Raw genomic sequence first — 16,081 nt, 5'->3', positions numbered from 1 at the left:
TCGCCATGGACATGGGAACGATTCGAGGCCTGGGCACCGTTGTCGTAATGGTGGCCTTCATCGGTCTGGCGTTGTGGGTGTACAGCCCGCGGCGCAAGGCGGAATTCGACGATGCGACGCTGCTGCCGTTTGCCGATGATCCCGAGGCGATCGCACAGGTCAGGCAGGCGCAGGACCAGAGCAAAGCGCACGCACACTCGAAAGCCGAAACGAGCCCGAAACCATGAGCACCTTCTGGAGCATCTACGTCGCGGTACTGACGCTGGGCACGATCTTCGCGATGGGCTGGCTGCTGATCGCCACCCGCAAAGGCCAACGCGCCGACACCACCGATGAAACCGTCGGCCACGCCTTCGACGGCATCGAGGAGTACGACAACCCGCTGCCCAAGTGGTGGTTCTGGTTGTTCATCGGCACGATCATTTTTGCGCTGGGTTATCTGGTGCTTTACCCGGGCCTGGGCAACTGGAAGGGCTTGTTGCCGGGTTATGACTACGCCGACGACGACAAGAAAACCCGGTTTTCCGACGGCACCACGGGCTGGACTGGCGTGCATGAATGGGAGAAGGAGATGGCGCAGTCCGAAGCGCGCTTCGGACCAATCTTCGCCAAGTTCGCAGCGATGCCCATTGAAGAGGTGGCCAAAGATCCGCAAGCGCTGAAGATGGGCGGTCGATTGTTCGCGTCCAATTGCTCGGTCTGCCACGGCTCCGACGCCAAGGGCGCTTACGGTTTCCCCAACCTGGCCGACGCCGACTGGCGCTGGGGCGGCGATGCGCAGAGCATCAAAACCTCCATCATGAACGGCCGTCATGCGGTCATGCCGGCATGGGGTGCGGTGATCGGCGATCAGGGTGTGCGCGACGTGTCGGCTTACGTGCTGACGCAAATGAACGGGCGCACACTGCCGGCTGATGCGAATGCCGATCCGGCGGCGGGCCAGAAACTCTACGCCACCACCTGCGTCGCCTGCCACGGCCCGGAAGGCAAAGGCGTTGCCGCACTGGGTGCGCCAGACCTGACCCACCCCGGCGCGTTCATCTACGGCGCCAGTTTTGCCCAGCTGCAACAGACCATCCAGTACGGCCGCCAGGGGCAGATGCCGGCCCAGGCGTTGCTGCAAGGTAACGACCGGGTGCACCTGTTGGCCGCTTACGTGTATAGCCTGTCCCATGGGGAAGAACCGGCGCAAAAGCAGGAGTAAAAGGGCAGCACCGTTAAAGGGGTATACGGTCGCGCTCTACTGTAGGAGCGTGGCTCGTCCCGCGATCTGGCGCGAAGCGGCAGCCCATAAGGCGCCCGAGGTATATGGGATAGCTAACGGCCTCAGGTTGACGACTGCTTCGCAGCCGATCGCGGGACAAGCCACGCTCCTACACGTGATGCAGCCAGTTCCTGGCACCGTATTAGAAAATTTCATTGCTCCACTGTGGTAGGACGCGTTCATGAGCAACCAGATTCCGCTGCACAACGTCACGCCGTCGACTGACAAGGACAGCGACACGGTTGACCTGTATGCCTCGCGGGAGAACATCTACACGCGCGCGTTTACTGGCATGTTCCGTAATCTGCGCATGGGCGGCGGCGCTGTGCTGTTCCTGCTGTATTTCGGCACGGTCTGGCTCAATTGGGGCGCGCATCAGGCGGTGTGGTGGAACCTGCCGGAGCGCAAGTTCTACATCTTCGGCGCGACGTTCTGGCCGCAGGACTTCATTCTGCTGTCGGGCATCCTCATCGTCAGCGCGTTCGGGCTGTTCCTCATGACCGTATTCGCCGGGCGCGTCTGGTGCGGTTATACCTGCCCCCAGAGTGTCTGGACGTGGGTGTTCATGTGGTGCGAAAAGGTCACCGAAGGCGATCGCCATCAGCGCATCAAACTCGACAAGGCGCCCATGCACGCCAACAAATTCGCGCGCAAGTTCGCCAAGCACAGCCTCTGGCTGCTGATCGGCCTGGTCACCGGCCTGACCTTCGTCGGCTACTTCTCGCCCATCCGTGAACTGTTGGTGGATTTCTTCACCGGCCAGGCCGATGGCTGGTCGTATTTCTGGGTCGGCTTCTTCACCCTCGCCACCTACGTCAACGCCGGCTGGCTGCGCGAACAGGTGTGCATTCATATGTGCCCCTACGCGCGCTTTCAGAGCGTGATGTTCGACAAGGACACGCTGATCGTTTCCTACGACCCACGCCGCGGCGAGCCACGGGGTGCGCGCAAGAAGGAAACGGATTACAAGGCTGAAGGCCTCGGCGATTGCATCGATTGCACGATGTGCGTGCAGGTCTGCCCCACCGGCATCGACATCCGCGACGGCCTGCAGATCGAATGCATCGGTTGCGCAGCCTGCATCGACGCCTGCGACGCGATCATGGACAAGATGGACTACCCCCGCGGCTTGATCAGCTACACCACCGAACACAACCTTTCCGGGCAGGTGACCCATACACTGAGGCCACGGTTGATCGGCTACGCGGTCGTGCTACTGGTAATGATCGGCGTGCTCACCAGTGCCTTTTATACGCGCCCGCTGGTGGGTCTTGATGTCACCAAGGACCGGGTGCTGTACCGGGAAAACGCAGAGGGCCGGATCGAAAACGTCTACAGCCTGAAGGTCATGAACAAGGACCAGGTCGACCACACCTATATGCTCGACGCCACAGGATTGCCGGACCTGAAGCTGCAAGGCCGGCGCGAAATCAAGGTACCGGCCGGCGAGATCATCAGCCTGCCGGTGGAGCTGTCGGTGGCGCCCGAGCAACTGCCCTCGAGCAGCAACGACGTCAGTTTCATCCTCACGCAAATCAAGAACAGCGACATTGAGCACAGCGACACTGAAGTCCACGCCAAGAGCCGTTTCATCGGCCCGCCCATTCGCTGAGAGAGGTCGGAAATGACCCCAGTCACTGCAGCAAGTCCCTGGCACCGGCACCTATGGCCGTGGATCATCATCGCCATTCTGACCGGCTCAGTGGCATTGACCCTGGCCATGGTCACCATCGCCGTCACCCACCCGGACAACCTGGTCACCGACAACTATTACGAGGCTGGCAAAGGCATCAATCGCTCCCTCGATCGCGAGTTGCTGGGCCAGTCCCTCAACCTGCAAGCGCGCGTGGGCCTCGACGAGGTGACCGGCGAAGTGGACGTGCAACTGAGCGGCGCCAGCCAGCCGGAAACCCTGGTCCTGAACCTGATCTCCCCGACCCAGCCGGACAAGGACCGCAAAGTGGTGCTGGCGCGCACGCCTTCGCAGCCAGGGCGTTACGTCGGGCAGTTGAGCGACAGGGTCGAAGGCCGGCGCTTCGTCGAATTGCTGGGGGTGGAAAACACCCAGACCTGGCGCCTGTTCGAGGAAGAACGGATCGTTTCAGGGCAGCCACTGACCCTGGGCGACGAGCCGATTCAGGGCGCGGACAGGCATTGATGTGAAAGCCACTCAACTGACAGCCACCGCCATATCAACCCTGCGATCTTGCTATCACTGCTCGCTGCCGGTCCCGCCGGGCGGACGTTTCGTGTCTTCGGTGCTGGGTGAAGAGCGTGAGTTCTGCTGCCCGGGTTGTCAGGCCGTGGCCCACGCCATCGTCGCCGGCGGCCTGGAAAGCTACTACCTGCACCGCAGCGAAGCCTCGGTCAATCCTCAGGCCTTGCCGACGCCCCTGGCCGATGAACAAGCCCTCTTTGATCGTCCCGACGTGCAGGCGCCGTTTGTTCACCATGACACCCCCGCTGGCGATGTCGCCGGCGCTGTGGCTGAAACGACGCTGATGATCGAGGGCATTACCTGCGCGGCCTGCGGCTGGCTGATCGAGCGTCATCTGCGCACCTTGCCCGCCGTGGTCGAAGCGCGGCTGAACCTGTCCAGTCATCGCCTGCACCTGCGCTGGCATGACGTGGGGTTGCCCTTGAGCGAGGTGCTGTCGGAGCTGCGCAGCATCGGTTACGCCGCCCACCTCTATCAGGCGGATAAAGCGACCGAGCATCTGGCCCGGGAGAACCGCCGCAGCCTCAGACAACTGGGCGTCGCCGGGCTGCTGTGGTTTCAGGCGATGATGGCGACCATGGCGACCTGGCCGGAATTCAACATCGACCTCAGCCCCGAGATGCACACGATCCTGCGCTGGGTGGCGATGTTTCTGACGACGCCCATCGTGTTTTACAGCTGCGCGCCGTTTTTCAAAGGGGCATTGCGTGACCTGCGCGCGCGCCATCTGACCATGGACATTTCGGTGTCCCTGGCAATTGGCGCGGCGTACCTGGCCGGCATCTGGACGGCGGTCACCGGCGTTGGCGAGTTGTATTTCGACGCGGTCGGCATGTTCGCGCTTTTCCTGCTCACCGGCCGCTACCTCGAACGCCGGGCCCGGGAACGCACCCGCTTAGCGACCGAGCAACTGGTCAATCTGCTGCCGGCGTCCTGCCTGCGACTGGATGCGGACGGTCAGACCGAGCGCGTATTGACCGATCAACTGCGTTTGCACGATCAGGTGTTGGTACACCCCGGCGCGATGTTGCCGGCGGACGGCCGAATCATCGCGGGTCGGTCGAGCATCGATGAATCGCTGCTCACCGGCGAGTACCTGCCGCAGCCCCGTCAGGTGGGCGACGCGGTCACCGCCGGCACCGCCAATATCGAAAGCGTGCTGACCGTGGAAGTCCTCGCCCTCGGCACTGATACGCGGCTTTCTGCCGTCGTCCGACTGCTGGAGCGCGCACAATCGGAGAAACCGCCCCTGGCGCAGATGGCGGACCGCGCGGCGCAGTGCTTTTTGCTCATTTCGCTGGTGCTGGCGGCGTGTGTCGGCGTGGTCTGGTGGCAGCTCGATGCCGGCCGCGCATTCTGGATCGTACTGGCGATGCTGGTCGCCACCTGCCCTTGCGCCTTGTCGCTGGCGACGCCGACCGCACTGACAGCCGCCACCGGGACGCTGCACAGACTGGGGCTGCTGCTGACCCGTGGCCATGTGCTGGAGGGGCTGAACCGGATCGACACGGTGATCTTCGACAAGACCGGCACGCTGACCGAAGGGCGGCTGACGTTGAGGGCGATTCGCAGCCTCGGCACTCTGAGCATTGACGACTGTTTAAGCCTGGCGGCGGCGCTGGAAAGCCGTTCCGAACACCCGATCGCCCGGGCGTTCGGCAAGACGCCGCTCACCGCTGATGGAGTTGTCGCTACGCCGGGACTGGGGCTGGAAGGGATGGTTAACGGGCGGCAGTTGCGCATTGGTCAGCCCGGGTTTGTTTGCGCTTTGAGTGGCGTCGCTGTGCCATCCATGCCGGATGAGCCCGGTCAGTGGTTGTTGCTGGGGGATGACACCCAGGCACTCGCCTGGCTGGTGCTGGATGATCGGTTGCGGGACGACGCTGCAGGGTTGGTCGAGGCGTGCAAACGGCGCGGCTGGCAGACGTTGTTGTTGTCCGGCGACAGCTCGCCCATGGTGTCCAGCGTCGCGACTCAGTTGCAGATTGATGACGCCCGGGGCAACCTGCGGCCGGATGGCAAGCTCGCTATTCTTCAACAGTTGCGCGCCGAGGGCCGGACCATTCTGGTGATTGGCGACGGGGTCAATGATGTGCCGGTGCTCGCAGCCGCCGACATCAGCATCGCCATGGGTTCGTCGACCGATCTGGCCAAGACCAGCGCCGATGCGGTGCTGCTGTCGAATCGTCTGTACGTGTTGGTGGAGGCATTTGGCCTCGCTCGGCGCACGCGGCGGATCATTCTGGAAAACCTGGCCTGGGCCGGGTTGTATAACGGGCTGGTGCTGCCCTTCGCGGCGCTGGGCTGGGTGACACCATTGTGGGCCGCGGCGGGAATGTCGGTGAGCTCGCTGGTGGTGGTGTTGAACGCGTTGCGTCTGACGCGGATGAAGCCGCTTTCTGCAGAATCCATGGCTGCCCATCAGACGGTGACCCCATGAACACACGACCCGATCCGGAGGCCCGATGTCTGCGCTCTACATCATGATTCCGGTGGCGCTGCTGATTGTCGCGGTCGCGATTTACGTGTTTTTCTGGGCGGTGGACAGCGGTCAGTACGACGACCTCGACGGCCCGGCCCACAGCATCCTGTTCGAAGATCAGGACGCAGGCCATCAGGCTGGGGTTGATGAAGCGTCGGGGAAAAGCAAAGCGGATCATAAGAGGGATCTGACCCAGTGAGTCAGTTGGCTTATGCAGCGCGTTTGAGTAAGCCATCGCGAGCAAGCTCACTCCTACAGGGGGATGCGTTCTCATGTAGGCGTGAGCTTGCTCGCGATGGCGTACTAACACTCACCGGAACGCTTTCGGATAACACCCATGCATGACCTCCTTCCCCAACTCCTCTCCGCCCTCGTGCTGGGCCTGCTCGGCGGCGGCCATTGCCTGGGCATGTGCGGCGGGCTGATGGGCGCGCTCACTTTTGCCATCCCCCCGGAGCAACGCGGACGACGCCTGCGCCTGTTAATGGCCTACAACATCGGACGTGTTTTCAGCTACGCCTGCGCGGGATTGCTGACGGGCATGCTCGGCTGGGCGGTCGCCAACAGCCCGGGGGCGATGCTGTTGCGGGTGATCGCGGGGTTGCTGATGATCACCATGGGCCTGTACCTGGCCGGATGGTGGAGCGGTCTGACCCGCATCGAAGCGCTGGGCCGCGGGGTCTGGCGTTACCTGCAACCGCTCACCCGCCGCTTGATGCCGGTGTCGACGACGCCCCGGGCTTTACTGCTGGGCGCGGTGTGGGGCTGGCTGCCGTGCGGGTTGGTTTACAGCACGCTGTTGTGGTCGGCGAGCCAGGGCAATGCATTGCACAGCGCATTGTTGATGCTCGCGTTCGGCATCGGCACCTGGCCGGTGCTGCTCGCCACGGGCCTGGCCGCCGAACGCATCACCGCCCTGCTCCGTCGGCGCAGCGTGCGCGTGGCCGGCGGGTTGCTGGTGATTCTTTTCGGCCTGTGGACACTCCCCGGCCCGCATCAACAGTGGCTGATGGGGCACACGCCTCACACGATGAATCACGGGATGAATCACGGGATGAATCCGGCCATGGATCATGCAGGCATGGCACACGAGTAATCGCACTCCTCATCCGTTGACCCAGATCAATGCCCTCACCTGCGGCTTCCCTACACTTCCCGCACCGCCAGCCTTATCGGGAACGCCCCCATGCTCGACGACCTTCGTTGGGATTCTGAACTCATCCGCCGCTACGATCTGGCAGGGCCGCGTTACACGTCCTACCCCACCGCCGTGCAATTTCATACGCAGGTTGGCGCCTTCGAACTGCTGGACGGGCTGCGTGACAGCCGCAAGGCGTCGCGGCCGTTATCGCTTTACGTGCACATCCCGTTCTGCGCCAACATTTGCTACTACTGCGCCTGCAACAAAGTCATCACCAAGGACCGCAGTCGCGCCCGGGCCTATCTGCAGCGCCTCGAACGCGAGATCAGCCTGATCGCCGCCCACGTCGATGATCGTCAGGTGGTCGAGCAATTGCACTTCGGCGGCGGCACACCGACCTTTCTCAGTCACGTTGAACTGCGCCAGCTGATGGCTCATTTGCGCCAGCACTTCACCCTGCTGGATGACCACTCCGGCGACTACGGCATCGAGATTGATCCGCGCGAGGCGGACTGGTCGACCATGGGCCTGTTGCGCGAGCTGGGCTTCAACCGCGTCAGCCTCGGCGTGCAGGACCTTGATCCGCTGGTGCAGCGGGCGATCAACCGCCTGCAGAGCCTGGAAGAAACCCGCGCCATCGTCGAAGCCGCACGCACCCTGCAATTTCGCTCGGTGAACATCGACCTCATCTATGGCCTGCCGCTGCAGACGCCAGAGGGTTTCGCCCGCACGGTCGAGCACGTAATCGCCCTGCAGCCCGACCGGCTTTCGGTGTTCAACTACGCCCACCTGCCCGAGCGTTTCCCACCTCAGCGGCGGATCGACACGGCGCAGTTGCCCAGCCCGGAACAGAAGCTGGACATGCTCCAGCGCACCATCGAGCAACTGACCGGCGCGGGCTATCGCTACATCGGCATGGACCACTTTGCCCTGCCCGATGACGACCTCGCCATCGCCCAGGAAGAAGGCACGCTGCAGCGCAATTTTCAGGGCTACACCACCCATGGGCATTGCGATCTGATCGGTCTTGGCGTCTCGGCCATCAGCCAGATCGGCGAGCTCTATGCGCAGAACACCAGCGATCTGACCGAGTACCAGACCCTGCTGGCCAGCGACCAGCTGGCAACCAAACGTGGTCTGCGTTGCGACGAGGACGATCAGCTACGGCGCACCATCATCAGCCAACTGATCTGCCACCTCCGCCTGGATTTCGCCCCGATCGAGAACGAATTTTCCATCCACTTCCGCGAATATTTCAGCGAGCAGTGGCCGCAATTGCTGACCATGGCCACGGACGGGCTGATTCATATCGACCCGACAGGCATCACCGTCACCCCGGCGGGACGTCTGCTGGTGCGCTCGATCTGCATGGTGTTCGACGCCTATCTGGGCGCGCAGAACCGTCAGCGCTATTCCCAGGTGATATAGGCCCGGGTCATATAGGCCCAGGTGATATAGGAAGTTTCAGCTCGATGCGGAGGAATGATTTCGGGCCAAGGAAGGCGCGTGGTAGTCGCACGGCTGACCCCTGAGTTACCCTTACGACTTATGTGTGTTTCTTCACAAGGAATTAACCCGATGTCTGAGCCAGTCAAACAGCGCGCTCACACCCAGGCTCACTGCAAGGATTGCAGCCTGGCCCCGTTGTGCCTTCCGCTTTCATTGAACATGGAAGACATGGATGCACTGGACGAAATCGTCAAGCGCGGCCGCCCCTTGAAGAAAGGCGATTTACTGTTTCGCCAGGGCGACACCTTCGCTTCCGTTTACGCCGTCCGCTCCGGCGCGCTGAAAACCTTCAGCCTCAGCGACAGCGGCGAAGAACAACTCACCGGCTTTCACCTGCCCAGCGAACTGGTCGGGCTGTCCGGGATGGACGCCGAGGCGTATCCCGTCACGGCGCAGGCCCTGGAGACTACGTCAGTGTGCGAAATCCCCTTCGACCGGCTGGACGAATTGTCGGTGCAACTGCCGCAATTGCGTCGCCAGTTAATGCGGGTGATGAGCCGGGAAATCCGCGATGACCAACAGATGATGCTGCTGCTCTCAAAAAAGAACGCCGACGAGCGCATCGCCACCTTTCTGGTCAACCTCTCCGCCCGCTTCCGCGCCCGGGGTTTCTCCGCCAACCAGTTCCGCCTGAGCATGTCGCGCAACGAGATCGGCAACTACCTGGGCCTGGCGGTGGAAACCGTGTCCCGGGTGTTCACGCGCTTTCAGCAGAACGAGTTGATCGCCGCCGAGGGCAAGGAAATCCACATCCTCGACCCGATTCAGCTCTGCGCGCTGGCCGGGGGATCGCTGGAAAGCTGATGCATGATGGTCCGGGCGGGCTTAGACTGGCGTCTTTTGAGTCATGTCCTGCCCGAGATCCTTATGATTTTCGACGAAGTCAGCATCAAATCCCTCATCCGCCCTGTGGTGGACTTTCCAAAACCCGGTGTGATTTTTCGTGACATCACCCCGCTGTTCCAGTCACCCAAGGCCCTGCGCCTGGTCATCGACAGCTTCATCCAGCGTTACATCGACGCCGAGTTCACCCACGTCGGCGCCATGGACGCGCGCGGTTTTCTGATCGGCTCGATCGTCGCCTACGAACTGAACAAGCCGCTGGTGCTGTTTCGCAAGCAAGGGAAATTGCCGGCCGACGTGCTGGCCGAGGCCTATCAGACCGAATACGGCGAAGCGCTGCTGGAAGTTCACGCCGACAGCCTGTGCGACGGGGATTCGGTGGTGATGTTCGATGACCTGATCGCCACCGGCGGCACGCTGGTTGCCGCCGCCAACCTGATCCGCCGCATGGGCGCCAAGGTTCACGAAGCCGCTGCGATCATCGACCTGCCTGAACTGGGCGGCTCACAACGCCTGCGCGACATGCAAATCCCGACGTTCTGCCTGACCGAGTTTGCATTGACGGATAAGTAAAGCCGCTGCCGCCTACGGCCATCGATCCTCTTGATCGTGCCCACGCTCTGCGTGGGTATGCATCCCGTGATGCTCCGCGTCACCTTGTGCAGGGATTGAAACGTCGGGCGTCTGCCCCGGCGCATTCCCGGCTAAAGCCGGTCCCACTCAGTGCGCGGGAAGTCAGTAGGACCGGCTTCAGCCGGGAATAGGCCGGTGTGCACACCCTGGATTTGAAGTGTGCCACCTGCCCCCTTCCCGGCTAAAGCCGGTCCTACATCCGAGCTCATTCCGATAGATACACAGTGTCTTGAAGAGCGGGATTTTGCCTACAACTGAATCGGCTTGCGCCCTGCGAACGAGTGCGCCAGGGTGCCGCCGTCGACCAGCTCCAGCTCGCCACCCAGCGGCACGCCGTGGGCAATGCGCGAGGTGACCAGACCTTTATTGGTAAGAAGCTGAGCGATGTAGTGCGCCGTCGCTTCGCCTTCAACCGTCGGGTTGGTGGCGAGGATGACTTCGGTGAACGAGCCCTGCTCTTCGATCCTAGCGACCAGCTGCGGGATGCCAATGGCCTCAGGCCCCAGACCGTCCAGCGGCGACAAATGGCCCTTGAGCACGAAGTAGCGCCCTCGGTAACCGGTCTGCTCCACCGCATACACATCCATCGGGCCCTCAACCACGCACAGCAGCGTGTCGTCGCGACGGACGTCCGAGCATTGCGGGCAGAGTTCTTCCTCGGTGAGGGTGCGGCATTGTTTGCAATGACCGACGCCTTCCATCGCCTGACTTAGCGCCTGGGAAAGACGCGAGCCACCGCTGCGATCGCGCTCCAGCAGCTGCAACGCCATGCGCTGGGCGGTTTTCTGACCGACGCCAGGCAGGATGCGCAGGGAGTCGATCAACTGGCGAATCAGGGGGCTGAAGCTCATTGGAGAAACGTCCGACAAAAACACGAGACGCGGTTTATACCCGCGCCTCCGATTACCGTCAAATCAGGGTCATGAGACCTTGACCACCAGCTTGCCGAAGTTCTTGCCGTCGAGCAGGCCAATGAACGCGTCCGGCGCGTTCTCCAGGCCTTCCACGACGTCTTCGCGGAATTTCACCTTGCCGTCCTTCACCAGCGGAATCATGGCCTGCATGAATTCGTCCAGGCGGTGGTAATACTCTTCGTAGACGATGAAGCCCTGAATCTTCGCGCGCTTGGTCAGCAGCGTACGCATCAACAGCGGGAGCTTATTCTGCCCTTCTGGCTCGCTCTGCGCGTTGTAATGGGCGATCAGGCCGCACAACGGCACTCGCGCACGCTCATTGAGCAGCGGTATGACCGCTTCCAGCACCTTGCCGCCGACCAGCTCGAAATAGATGTCGATACCGTTCGGAACGGCCGCTTTCAACTGCTCGGCGAAGTCATCACTGCGGTGATCGATGCAGGCGTCAAAACCGAGCTCGTCGACCACATAGCGGCATTTGTCTTCGCCACCGGCAACGCCTACCACGCGCAGGCCGTTGAGCTTCGCCACCTGACCTACCACTGAGCCGACCGCCCCGGAAGCTGCCGCGACGACCAGCGTCTCGCCGGCCTTGGGATTGCCGATGTCCATCAACCCCATGTAACCGGTGATCCCCGGCATACCGAGCACACCGACCGCCATTGACGGGCTCGGCAGGTCCTTCGGCGCCATCAACAGATTGCTGCCATCAGAAATGCTGTGGGTCTGCCAGCCGGTCTGACCGACCACCAGATCGCCTTCCTTGAACTTCGGGTTGCGCGACTGCTCGACCACGCTGACCGCGCCGCCTTCCATCACTGCGTCGATTTGCACCGGTGCCGCGTAGGACGGCGCGTCGCTCATGCGACCGCGCATGTACGGGTCAAGGGACAGATAGAGCGTGCGCAATTGCACTTGGCCGTCTTGCAGCTCAGGCAGCGCCTCGCGCTCGAGTCGGAAGTTTTCCGGGGTCGGTGCGCCCTGGGGACGGGACGCCAGGACGACACGCTGGTTGAGGATCAATTCTTGGGTCATCGGAATGGGCTCCATGTTGAAAGGTTGCGGGGGTATTCAAAGCAGACCTTCGGCAGCCGGACGGGTTCGGTCGGATGTGGGGTTCCATATGACGCAGGTAATCCGGGGCGGACTTGGCGCCATCTCCAAACAAAAATGCCAGGCACGAGGGCCTGGCATTCGGGTGTCGCAAAAGCCGTCCGATCAGAACGGCATTTTCATGCCCGGCGGCAACTGCATGCCAGCGGTCATGCTGGCAGTCTTTTCCTGGCTGGCCGCTTCGATCTTGCGCACAGCGTCGTTGACGGCCGCGGCGATCAAGTCTTCGAGAATGTCCTTCTCTTCCTGCATCAGGCTGTCGTCCAGGCTGACGCGCTTGACGTCGTGACGCCCGGTCATGACCACGCTGACCAGACCGGCGCCGGATTGGCCCGTCACTTCGGCGTTGGCCAGCTCTTCTTGCATCTTGGCCATTTTTTCCTGCATTTGCTGAGCCTGCTTCATCAGGCCTGCCATGCCACCTTTCATCATGGGAGTTACTCCTCGGAAGTCATTGGTTAGAAAGTCGTTGAACAATAAGGGCGCCCTGTCAGCTTAGCGCCCCCGGGAATCATCGGGCGTGTACTTAAGCCTGCGTCGGCGCATCCACCGGAACAATGGTGTCATCGCGAATCGAGGCACCGAACTGCTGCATCATCTGCTGGATGAACGGATCGCCGTGGATTGCCGCCTCGGCCTGCTTCTGCCGATCGGCACGCCGACGCGCCGCTGCCTGAGCCGGGGTTTCCTGCTCGGGCTTGATCAGTTCGATACTCAGGTTGAGGGTGCGTTCATGGTATTGGTTCAGCGCGTCATTCAAGCGGCGCTGCTGGGTCGAGTTGAACAGCGCGCTGTGGGCCGGATCAAGGTGCAGCAGCCAGTTGTCGCCTTCCACCGAAATCAGCGTGCAGTTGGCGGCGATGCTGCCGGTCATCCCGGAGATCGGCAGTTTCGGGAACAGCTCAAGCCAGTCCGCCGCCAGCCCGGTGGCAGGCTTGGCGGCCGGCAGCAGCTCGGGTTTCTTCTCCACCGCTTCGACGGCTTCGTGGGCCAGGTCATCGAGATAGGCGAACGAGGCCGGATCGATGTCGATGTCCGGCTCGTTGTAGTCGTCATCGGGCGGCGGCTCATCGTCGCGCTCCATGGGCGCCGGCACATAAGGCGTTGCGTCGGGCACATGCTCGATCATCTGCGGGGTCACCGCATCGGCGGCGGCTTGCCGTTGCTCTGACGACTCGACTTCGGGCGCTTCAGGAACAGGGCTCGCGGGGACTGGCGCCGGCATTGGCGTCAGATCAGGCTGCTCGGCCACGGTGTCGAGGACGGCCTCAGGAACCTCGGCGACGGACGCGGACTGTGGGGACGGCTCGTCCTCGGCTTCAGGCTCTGATTCGGTCTCGGGCTCGGCGGCAGTCGCTGGCGCCACGACTTTTGGCGCGTTCCACGGCAGATCGATGTCTTCTTCAGTTTTTGCCGCCGCAGGCTCGGGCACTGCGACAGGCGCCGGCGTGTCGATGACAGGAGCCGGGGCGGTCTGTGGTCGGGATGCTGCGGATGCTGAACTCGCCACCGCTGTTTGGGAATCAACCGTGGCCGGGTTGATCCCCACTGACTTTAACGGCTGCGTCGGCGCGTTGTCGGCGTCTGCGGGCCGGAACGCCAGCATGCGCAGCAGCACCATCTCGAAACCGCCACGGGGGTCCGGCGCCAGCGGCAGATCGCGGCGACCGATCAGGCCCATCTGGTAATAGAACTGCACGTCTTCGGCGGGTAACGCCTGGGCCAGCGCCAGCACGCGATCACGATCGCCGTGGCCGTTATCGACACCTTCAGGCAGCGCCTGGGCGATGGCGACCCGGTGCAGCACGTTGAGGATCTCCGACAGCACGCCGCTCCAGTCAGGCCCCTGCTCGGCCAGATGACGCACGGCCTCAAGCAACGAACGGGCATCGCCCTCGATCAACGCGGCCAGCACGTCGAACACCTGGCCGTGATCCAGCGTACCGAGCATGGCGCGCACATCGGACGCCAGCACCTTGCCTTCGCCGAAGGCAATCGCCTGATCGGTGAGGCTCATGGCGTCACGCATCGAGCCATCGGCCGCGCGACCCAGCAGCCACAGCGCGTCGTCTTCGAACGGAACGTTTTCGACGCCAAGGACGTGGGTCAAGTGTTCAACTACACGCTCAGGCGTCATGTTTTTCAGGGAGAACTGCAGGCAGCGCGACAGAATGGTCGCCGGCAACTTCTGCGGGTCGGTGGTGGCGAGGATGAACTTGACGTAGGGCGGCGGCTCTTCCAGCGTCTTGAGCAAGGCGTTGAACGAGTGGCTGGAGAGCATGTGCACTTCGTCGATCAGGTAGACCTTGAAGCGGCCGCGGCTGGGCGCGTATTGCACGTTGTCGAGCAGCTCGCGGGTGTCTTCGACCTTGGTGCGGCTGGCGGCGTCGATCTCGATCAGGTCGACAAAGCGGCCCTCGTCGATCTCGCGGCACACCGAGCATTCGCCGCAGGGCGTTGACGTGATGCCGGTTTCACAGTTCAGGCACTTGGCGATGATCCGTGCGATGGTGGTCTTGCCGACCCCGCGGGTGCCAGTGAATAAATAGGCGTGGTGCAGGCGCTGGCTGTCCAGCGCGTTGATCAAGGCCTTGAGCACATGGGTCTGGCCGACCATTTCGCGGAACGAGCGCGGACGCCATTTACGTGCAAGAACCTGATAACTCATTGAAAACCATCGCGACTGGGTTGCGGAAGACCGCCAATGCTAGCGGAGCAGGGGCAAAATTGCATCTGGTGTCCGACGCTTATCGCTTTATTATGGCTGGCCTGGCTCCGCAAGACGGCTCCGCGAGACGGTTCCCTCACAAGGTCCCACACCTGGATTCCGAAGACACAGCAGGCAGGAAGCGTCGCACTGTTACTTCGAGGGATCCGGATGCGAGTGTGGGTGAGTGGCTTGGGACTTTCCAGTGCCCTGGGGTTATGGAGCGCGTCGGCGCTCGCTGACGGTACGCCGTTGCGCTTTGCCGTAGCCGACAGTTGGTCGATGCCGCTGATGCAGGTGGGCAGCAACGGGCCCGAGGCCGGCATTCTTTTCGACATCATGGAAAGCCTGGCCCGACAGATCGGCCAGACCGCTCAGTACCGCGTTTATCCACGGATGCGCATACAGGCGGCGACTGAGCGCGGTGAAGTCGATGTGCGCTGCTACGCCGCGCAGTCCTGGTTGCCGGATATGTCAGGCGACTACACCTGGAGCCTGCCGCTGCTGACCCAGCGCAACGTGCTCGTCGGCAGTGCCTACGACACCGCGCCCTTTCAGTTGAGCGCGATTCTCGGCGATCGCATCGGCACGGTGCTGGGCTATGCCTATCCCGTGCTGGACCCGCTGTTCGCTACGCGGGATCTGATCCGCGAAGACGCGAGGTTGCAGGAGCAGGTGCTGCCCAAGCTGTCCGCCCACCGCTACCGTTACGCCGTGGACACGCAGTGGTCGCTGGACTGGTACAACCGCGAGCAGACAACCGACGAGAAGCTCAGAGCCGTCTGGGTCATCGATGAACAGCCGGTGGGCTGCGTCGCCCGCAACGACCCGAGCGTGCCGGCGCAACGCATCATGCGCACGCTGCTGAGGATGAAGATGTCCGGGGAGATCGAACGGATTGTCCAGCACTATCAGGTGCATTCGGGGAATGCGGCGGATCCGTATTGAGCCTGTGCCGTTTTCCTGTTGTGGGGCGGGCTTTAGCCGGGAAGGCGTCATGTGACACACCGCAAGACTGATGGCGTTCCCACTGCCCTCTTCCCGGCTAAAGCTGGTCCCACTAACTAGATCGCGCGCATTGTAGGACCGGCTTTAGCCGGGAAGGCGTCATGTGACGCACCGCAAGACTGATGGCGTTCCCACTGCCCTCTTCCCGGCTAAAGCCAGTCCCACTGAAGGCGTGGATCTCACTGTAGCAATCCCGTCATATTCCCTCGCTAGGCTCCGGCGACACATGTTGTAACAACTCGACCTGCG

Annotated in this window: 15 protein-coding genes; 11 read left to right on the top strand and 4 right to left on the bottom strand. The window is 62.5% G+C overall.

Annotated features, from left to right (window positions below; all coding sequences use genetic code 11):
- The first annotated feature begins 5 nt into the window (after nucleotides 1–5).
- The 10 genes from ACYAR8_RS11925 to ACYAR8_RS11880 all read left to right on the top strand — a co-directional run bounded on the left by ACYAR8_RS11925 (nucleotide 6) and on the right by ACYAR8_RS11880 (nucleotide 10,030).
- Nucleotides 6–227: a CcoQ/FixQ family Cbb3-type cytochrome c oxidase assembly chaperone gene (locus tag ACYAR8_RS11925; protein WP_074889385.1), complete on the top strand. Its 222-nt coding sequence runs from the start codon at nucleotides 6–8 to the stop codon at nucleotides 225–227.
- Nucleotides 224–1,204 carry a cytochrome-c oxidase, cbb3-type subunit III gene (gene ccoP / locus ACYAR8_RS11920; protein WP_463579985.1) on the top strand — a complete coding sequence of 327 codons (981 nt, stop codon included), beginning with the start codon at nucleotides 224–226 and terminating at the stop codon, nucleotides 1,202–1,204. Before ACYAR8_RS11925 ends, ccoP begins: the two co-directional genes overlap by 4 nt.
- Before the next feature lie 241 nt (nucleotides 1,205–1,445).
- Complete coding sequence (ccoG, locus tag ACYAR8_RS11915) at nucleotides 1,446–2,876, top strand: cytochrome c oxidase accessory protein CcoG (RefSeq protein ID WP_463579984.1); 1,431 nt, start codon at nucleotides 1,446–1,448, stop codon at nucleotides 2,874–2,876.
- 12 nt (nucleotides 2,877–2,888) lie between these two features.
- Nucleotides 2,889–3,422, top strand: a complete 534-nt coding sequence (locus ACYAR8_RS11910; RefSeq protein ID WP_074889388.1) for a FixH family protein — start codon at nucleotides 2,889–2,891, stop codon at nucleotides 3,420–3,422.
- A 31-nt stretch (nucleotides 3,423–3,453) separates the two neighbouring features.
- Nucleotides 3,454–5,922 (top strand): heavy metal translocating P-type ATPase, encoded by a 2,469-nt coding sequence (locus ACYAR8_RS11905; RefSeq protein ID WP_463580001.1) that lies wholly within the window; start codon nucleotides 3,454–3,456, stop codon nucleotides 5,920–5,922.
- A gap of 25 nt (nucleotides 5,923–5,947) precedes the next feature.
- Nucleotides 5,948–6,163, top strand: a complete 216-nt coding sequence (gene ccoS, locus ACYAR8_RS11900) for a cbb3-type cytochrome oxidase assembly protein CcoS (protein WP_463579983.1) — start codon at nucleotides 5,948–5,950, stop codon at nucleotides 6,161–6,163.
- Between the two features lie 138 nt (nucleotides 6,164–6,301).
- Nucleotides 6,302–7,060, top strand: coding sequence for a sulfite exporter TauE/SafE family protein (locus ACYAR8_RS11895; protein ID WP_463579982.1), 759 nt, complete (start codon nucleotides 6,302–6,304; stop codon nucleotides 7,058–7,060).
- A 90-nt stretch (nucleotides 7,061–7,150) separates the two neighbouring features.
- On the top strand, nucleotides 7,151–8,533 hold the full coding sequence (gene hemN / locus ACYAR8_RS11890) for an oxygen-independent coproporphyrinogen III oxidase (RefSeq protein ID WP_463579981.1): 1,383 nt from the start codon (nucleotides 7,151–7,153) through the stop codon (nucleotides 8,531–8,533).
- Nucleotides 8,534–8,683: 150 nt separating this feature from the next.
- Nucleotides 8,684–9,418 (top strand): fumarate/nitrate reduction transcriptional regulator Fnr, encoded by a 735-nt coding sequence (gene fnr / locus ACYAR8_RS11885; RefSeq protein ID WP_463579980.1) that lies wholly within the window; start codon nucleotides 8,684–8,686, stop codon nucleotides 9,416–9,418.
- Nucleotides 9,419–9,481: 63 nt separating this feature from the next.
- On the top strand, nucleotides 9,482–10,030 hold the full coding sequence (locus ACYAR8_RS11880; RefSeq protein ID WP_074889219.1) for an adenine phosphoribosyltransferase: 549 nt from the start codon (nucleotides 9,482–9,484) through the stop codon (nucleotides 10,028–10,030).
- 308 nt (nucleotides 10,031–10,338) lie between these two features.
- On the opposite strand, the gene recR is transcribed toward ACYAR8_RS11880, so the two are convergent.
- The 4 genes from recR to dnaX form a co-directional block, all read right to left on the bottom strand.
- Complete coding sequence (gene recR, locus ACYAR8_RS11875) at nucleotides 10,339–10,941, bottom strand: recombination mediator RecR (protein WP_065988697.1); 603 nt, start codon at nucleotides 10,939–10,941, stop codon at nucleotides 10,339–10,341.
- Nucleotides 10,942–11,010: 69 nt separating this feature from the next.
- Entirely contained in the window at nucleotides 11,011–12,039 is a 1,029-nt protein-coding gene (locus ACYAR8_RS11870; RefSeq protein WP_074889227.1) for an NADP-dependent oxidoreductase, read from the bottom strand.
- A gap of 183 nt (nucleotides 12,040–12,222) precedes the next feature.
- Entirely contained in the window at nucleotides 12,223–12,549 is a 327-nt protein-coding gene (locus tag ACYAR8_RS11865) for a YbaB/EbfC family nucleoid-associated protein (RefSeq protein ID WP_074889230.1), read from the bottom strand.
- A gap of 94 nt (nucleotides 12,550–12,643) precedes the next feature.
- Entirely contained in the window at nucleotides 12,644–14,785 is a 2,142-nt protein-coding gene (dnaX, locus tag ACYAR8_RS11860; protein WP_463579979.1) for a DNA polymerase III subunit gamma/tau, read from the bottom strand.
- Nucleotides 14,786–15,016: 231 nt separating this feature from the next.
- Between dnaX and ACYAR8_RS11855 the strand changes: the two genes are divergently transcribed.
- Nucleotides 15,017–15,772 carry a substrate-binding periplasmic protein gene (locus tag ACYAR8_RS11855; RefSeq protein ID WP_463579978.1) on the top strand — a complete coding sequence of 252 codons (756 nt, stop codon included), beginning with the start codon at nucleotides 15,017–15,019 and terminating at the stop codon, nucleotides 15,770–15,772.
- Nucleotides 15,773–16,081: the final 309 nt, after the last annotated feature.

This window comes from Pseudomonas sp. HP_01, assembly GCF_055284355.1.
The sequence above is the reverse complement of the archived record's forward strand: the minus strand, read 5'-3'. Positions and strand labels throughout refer to the sequence as shown.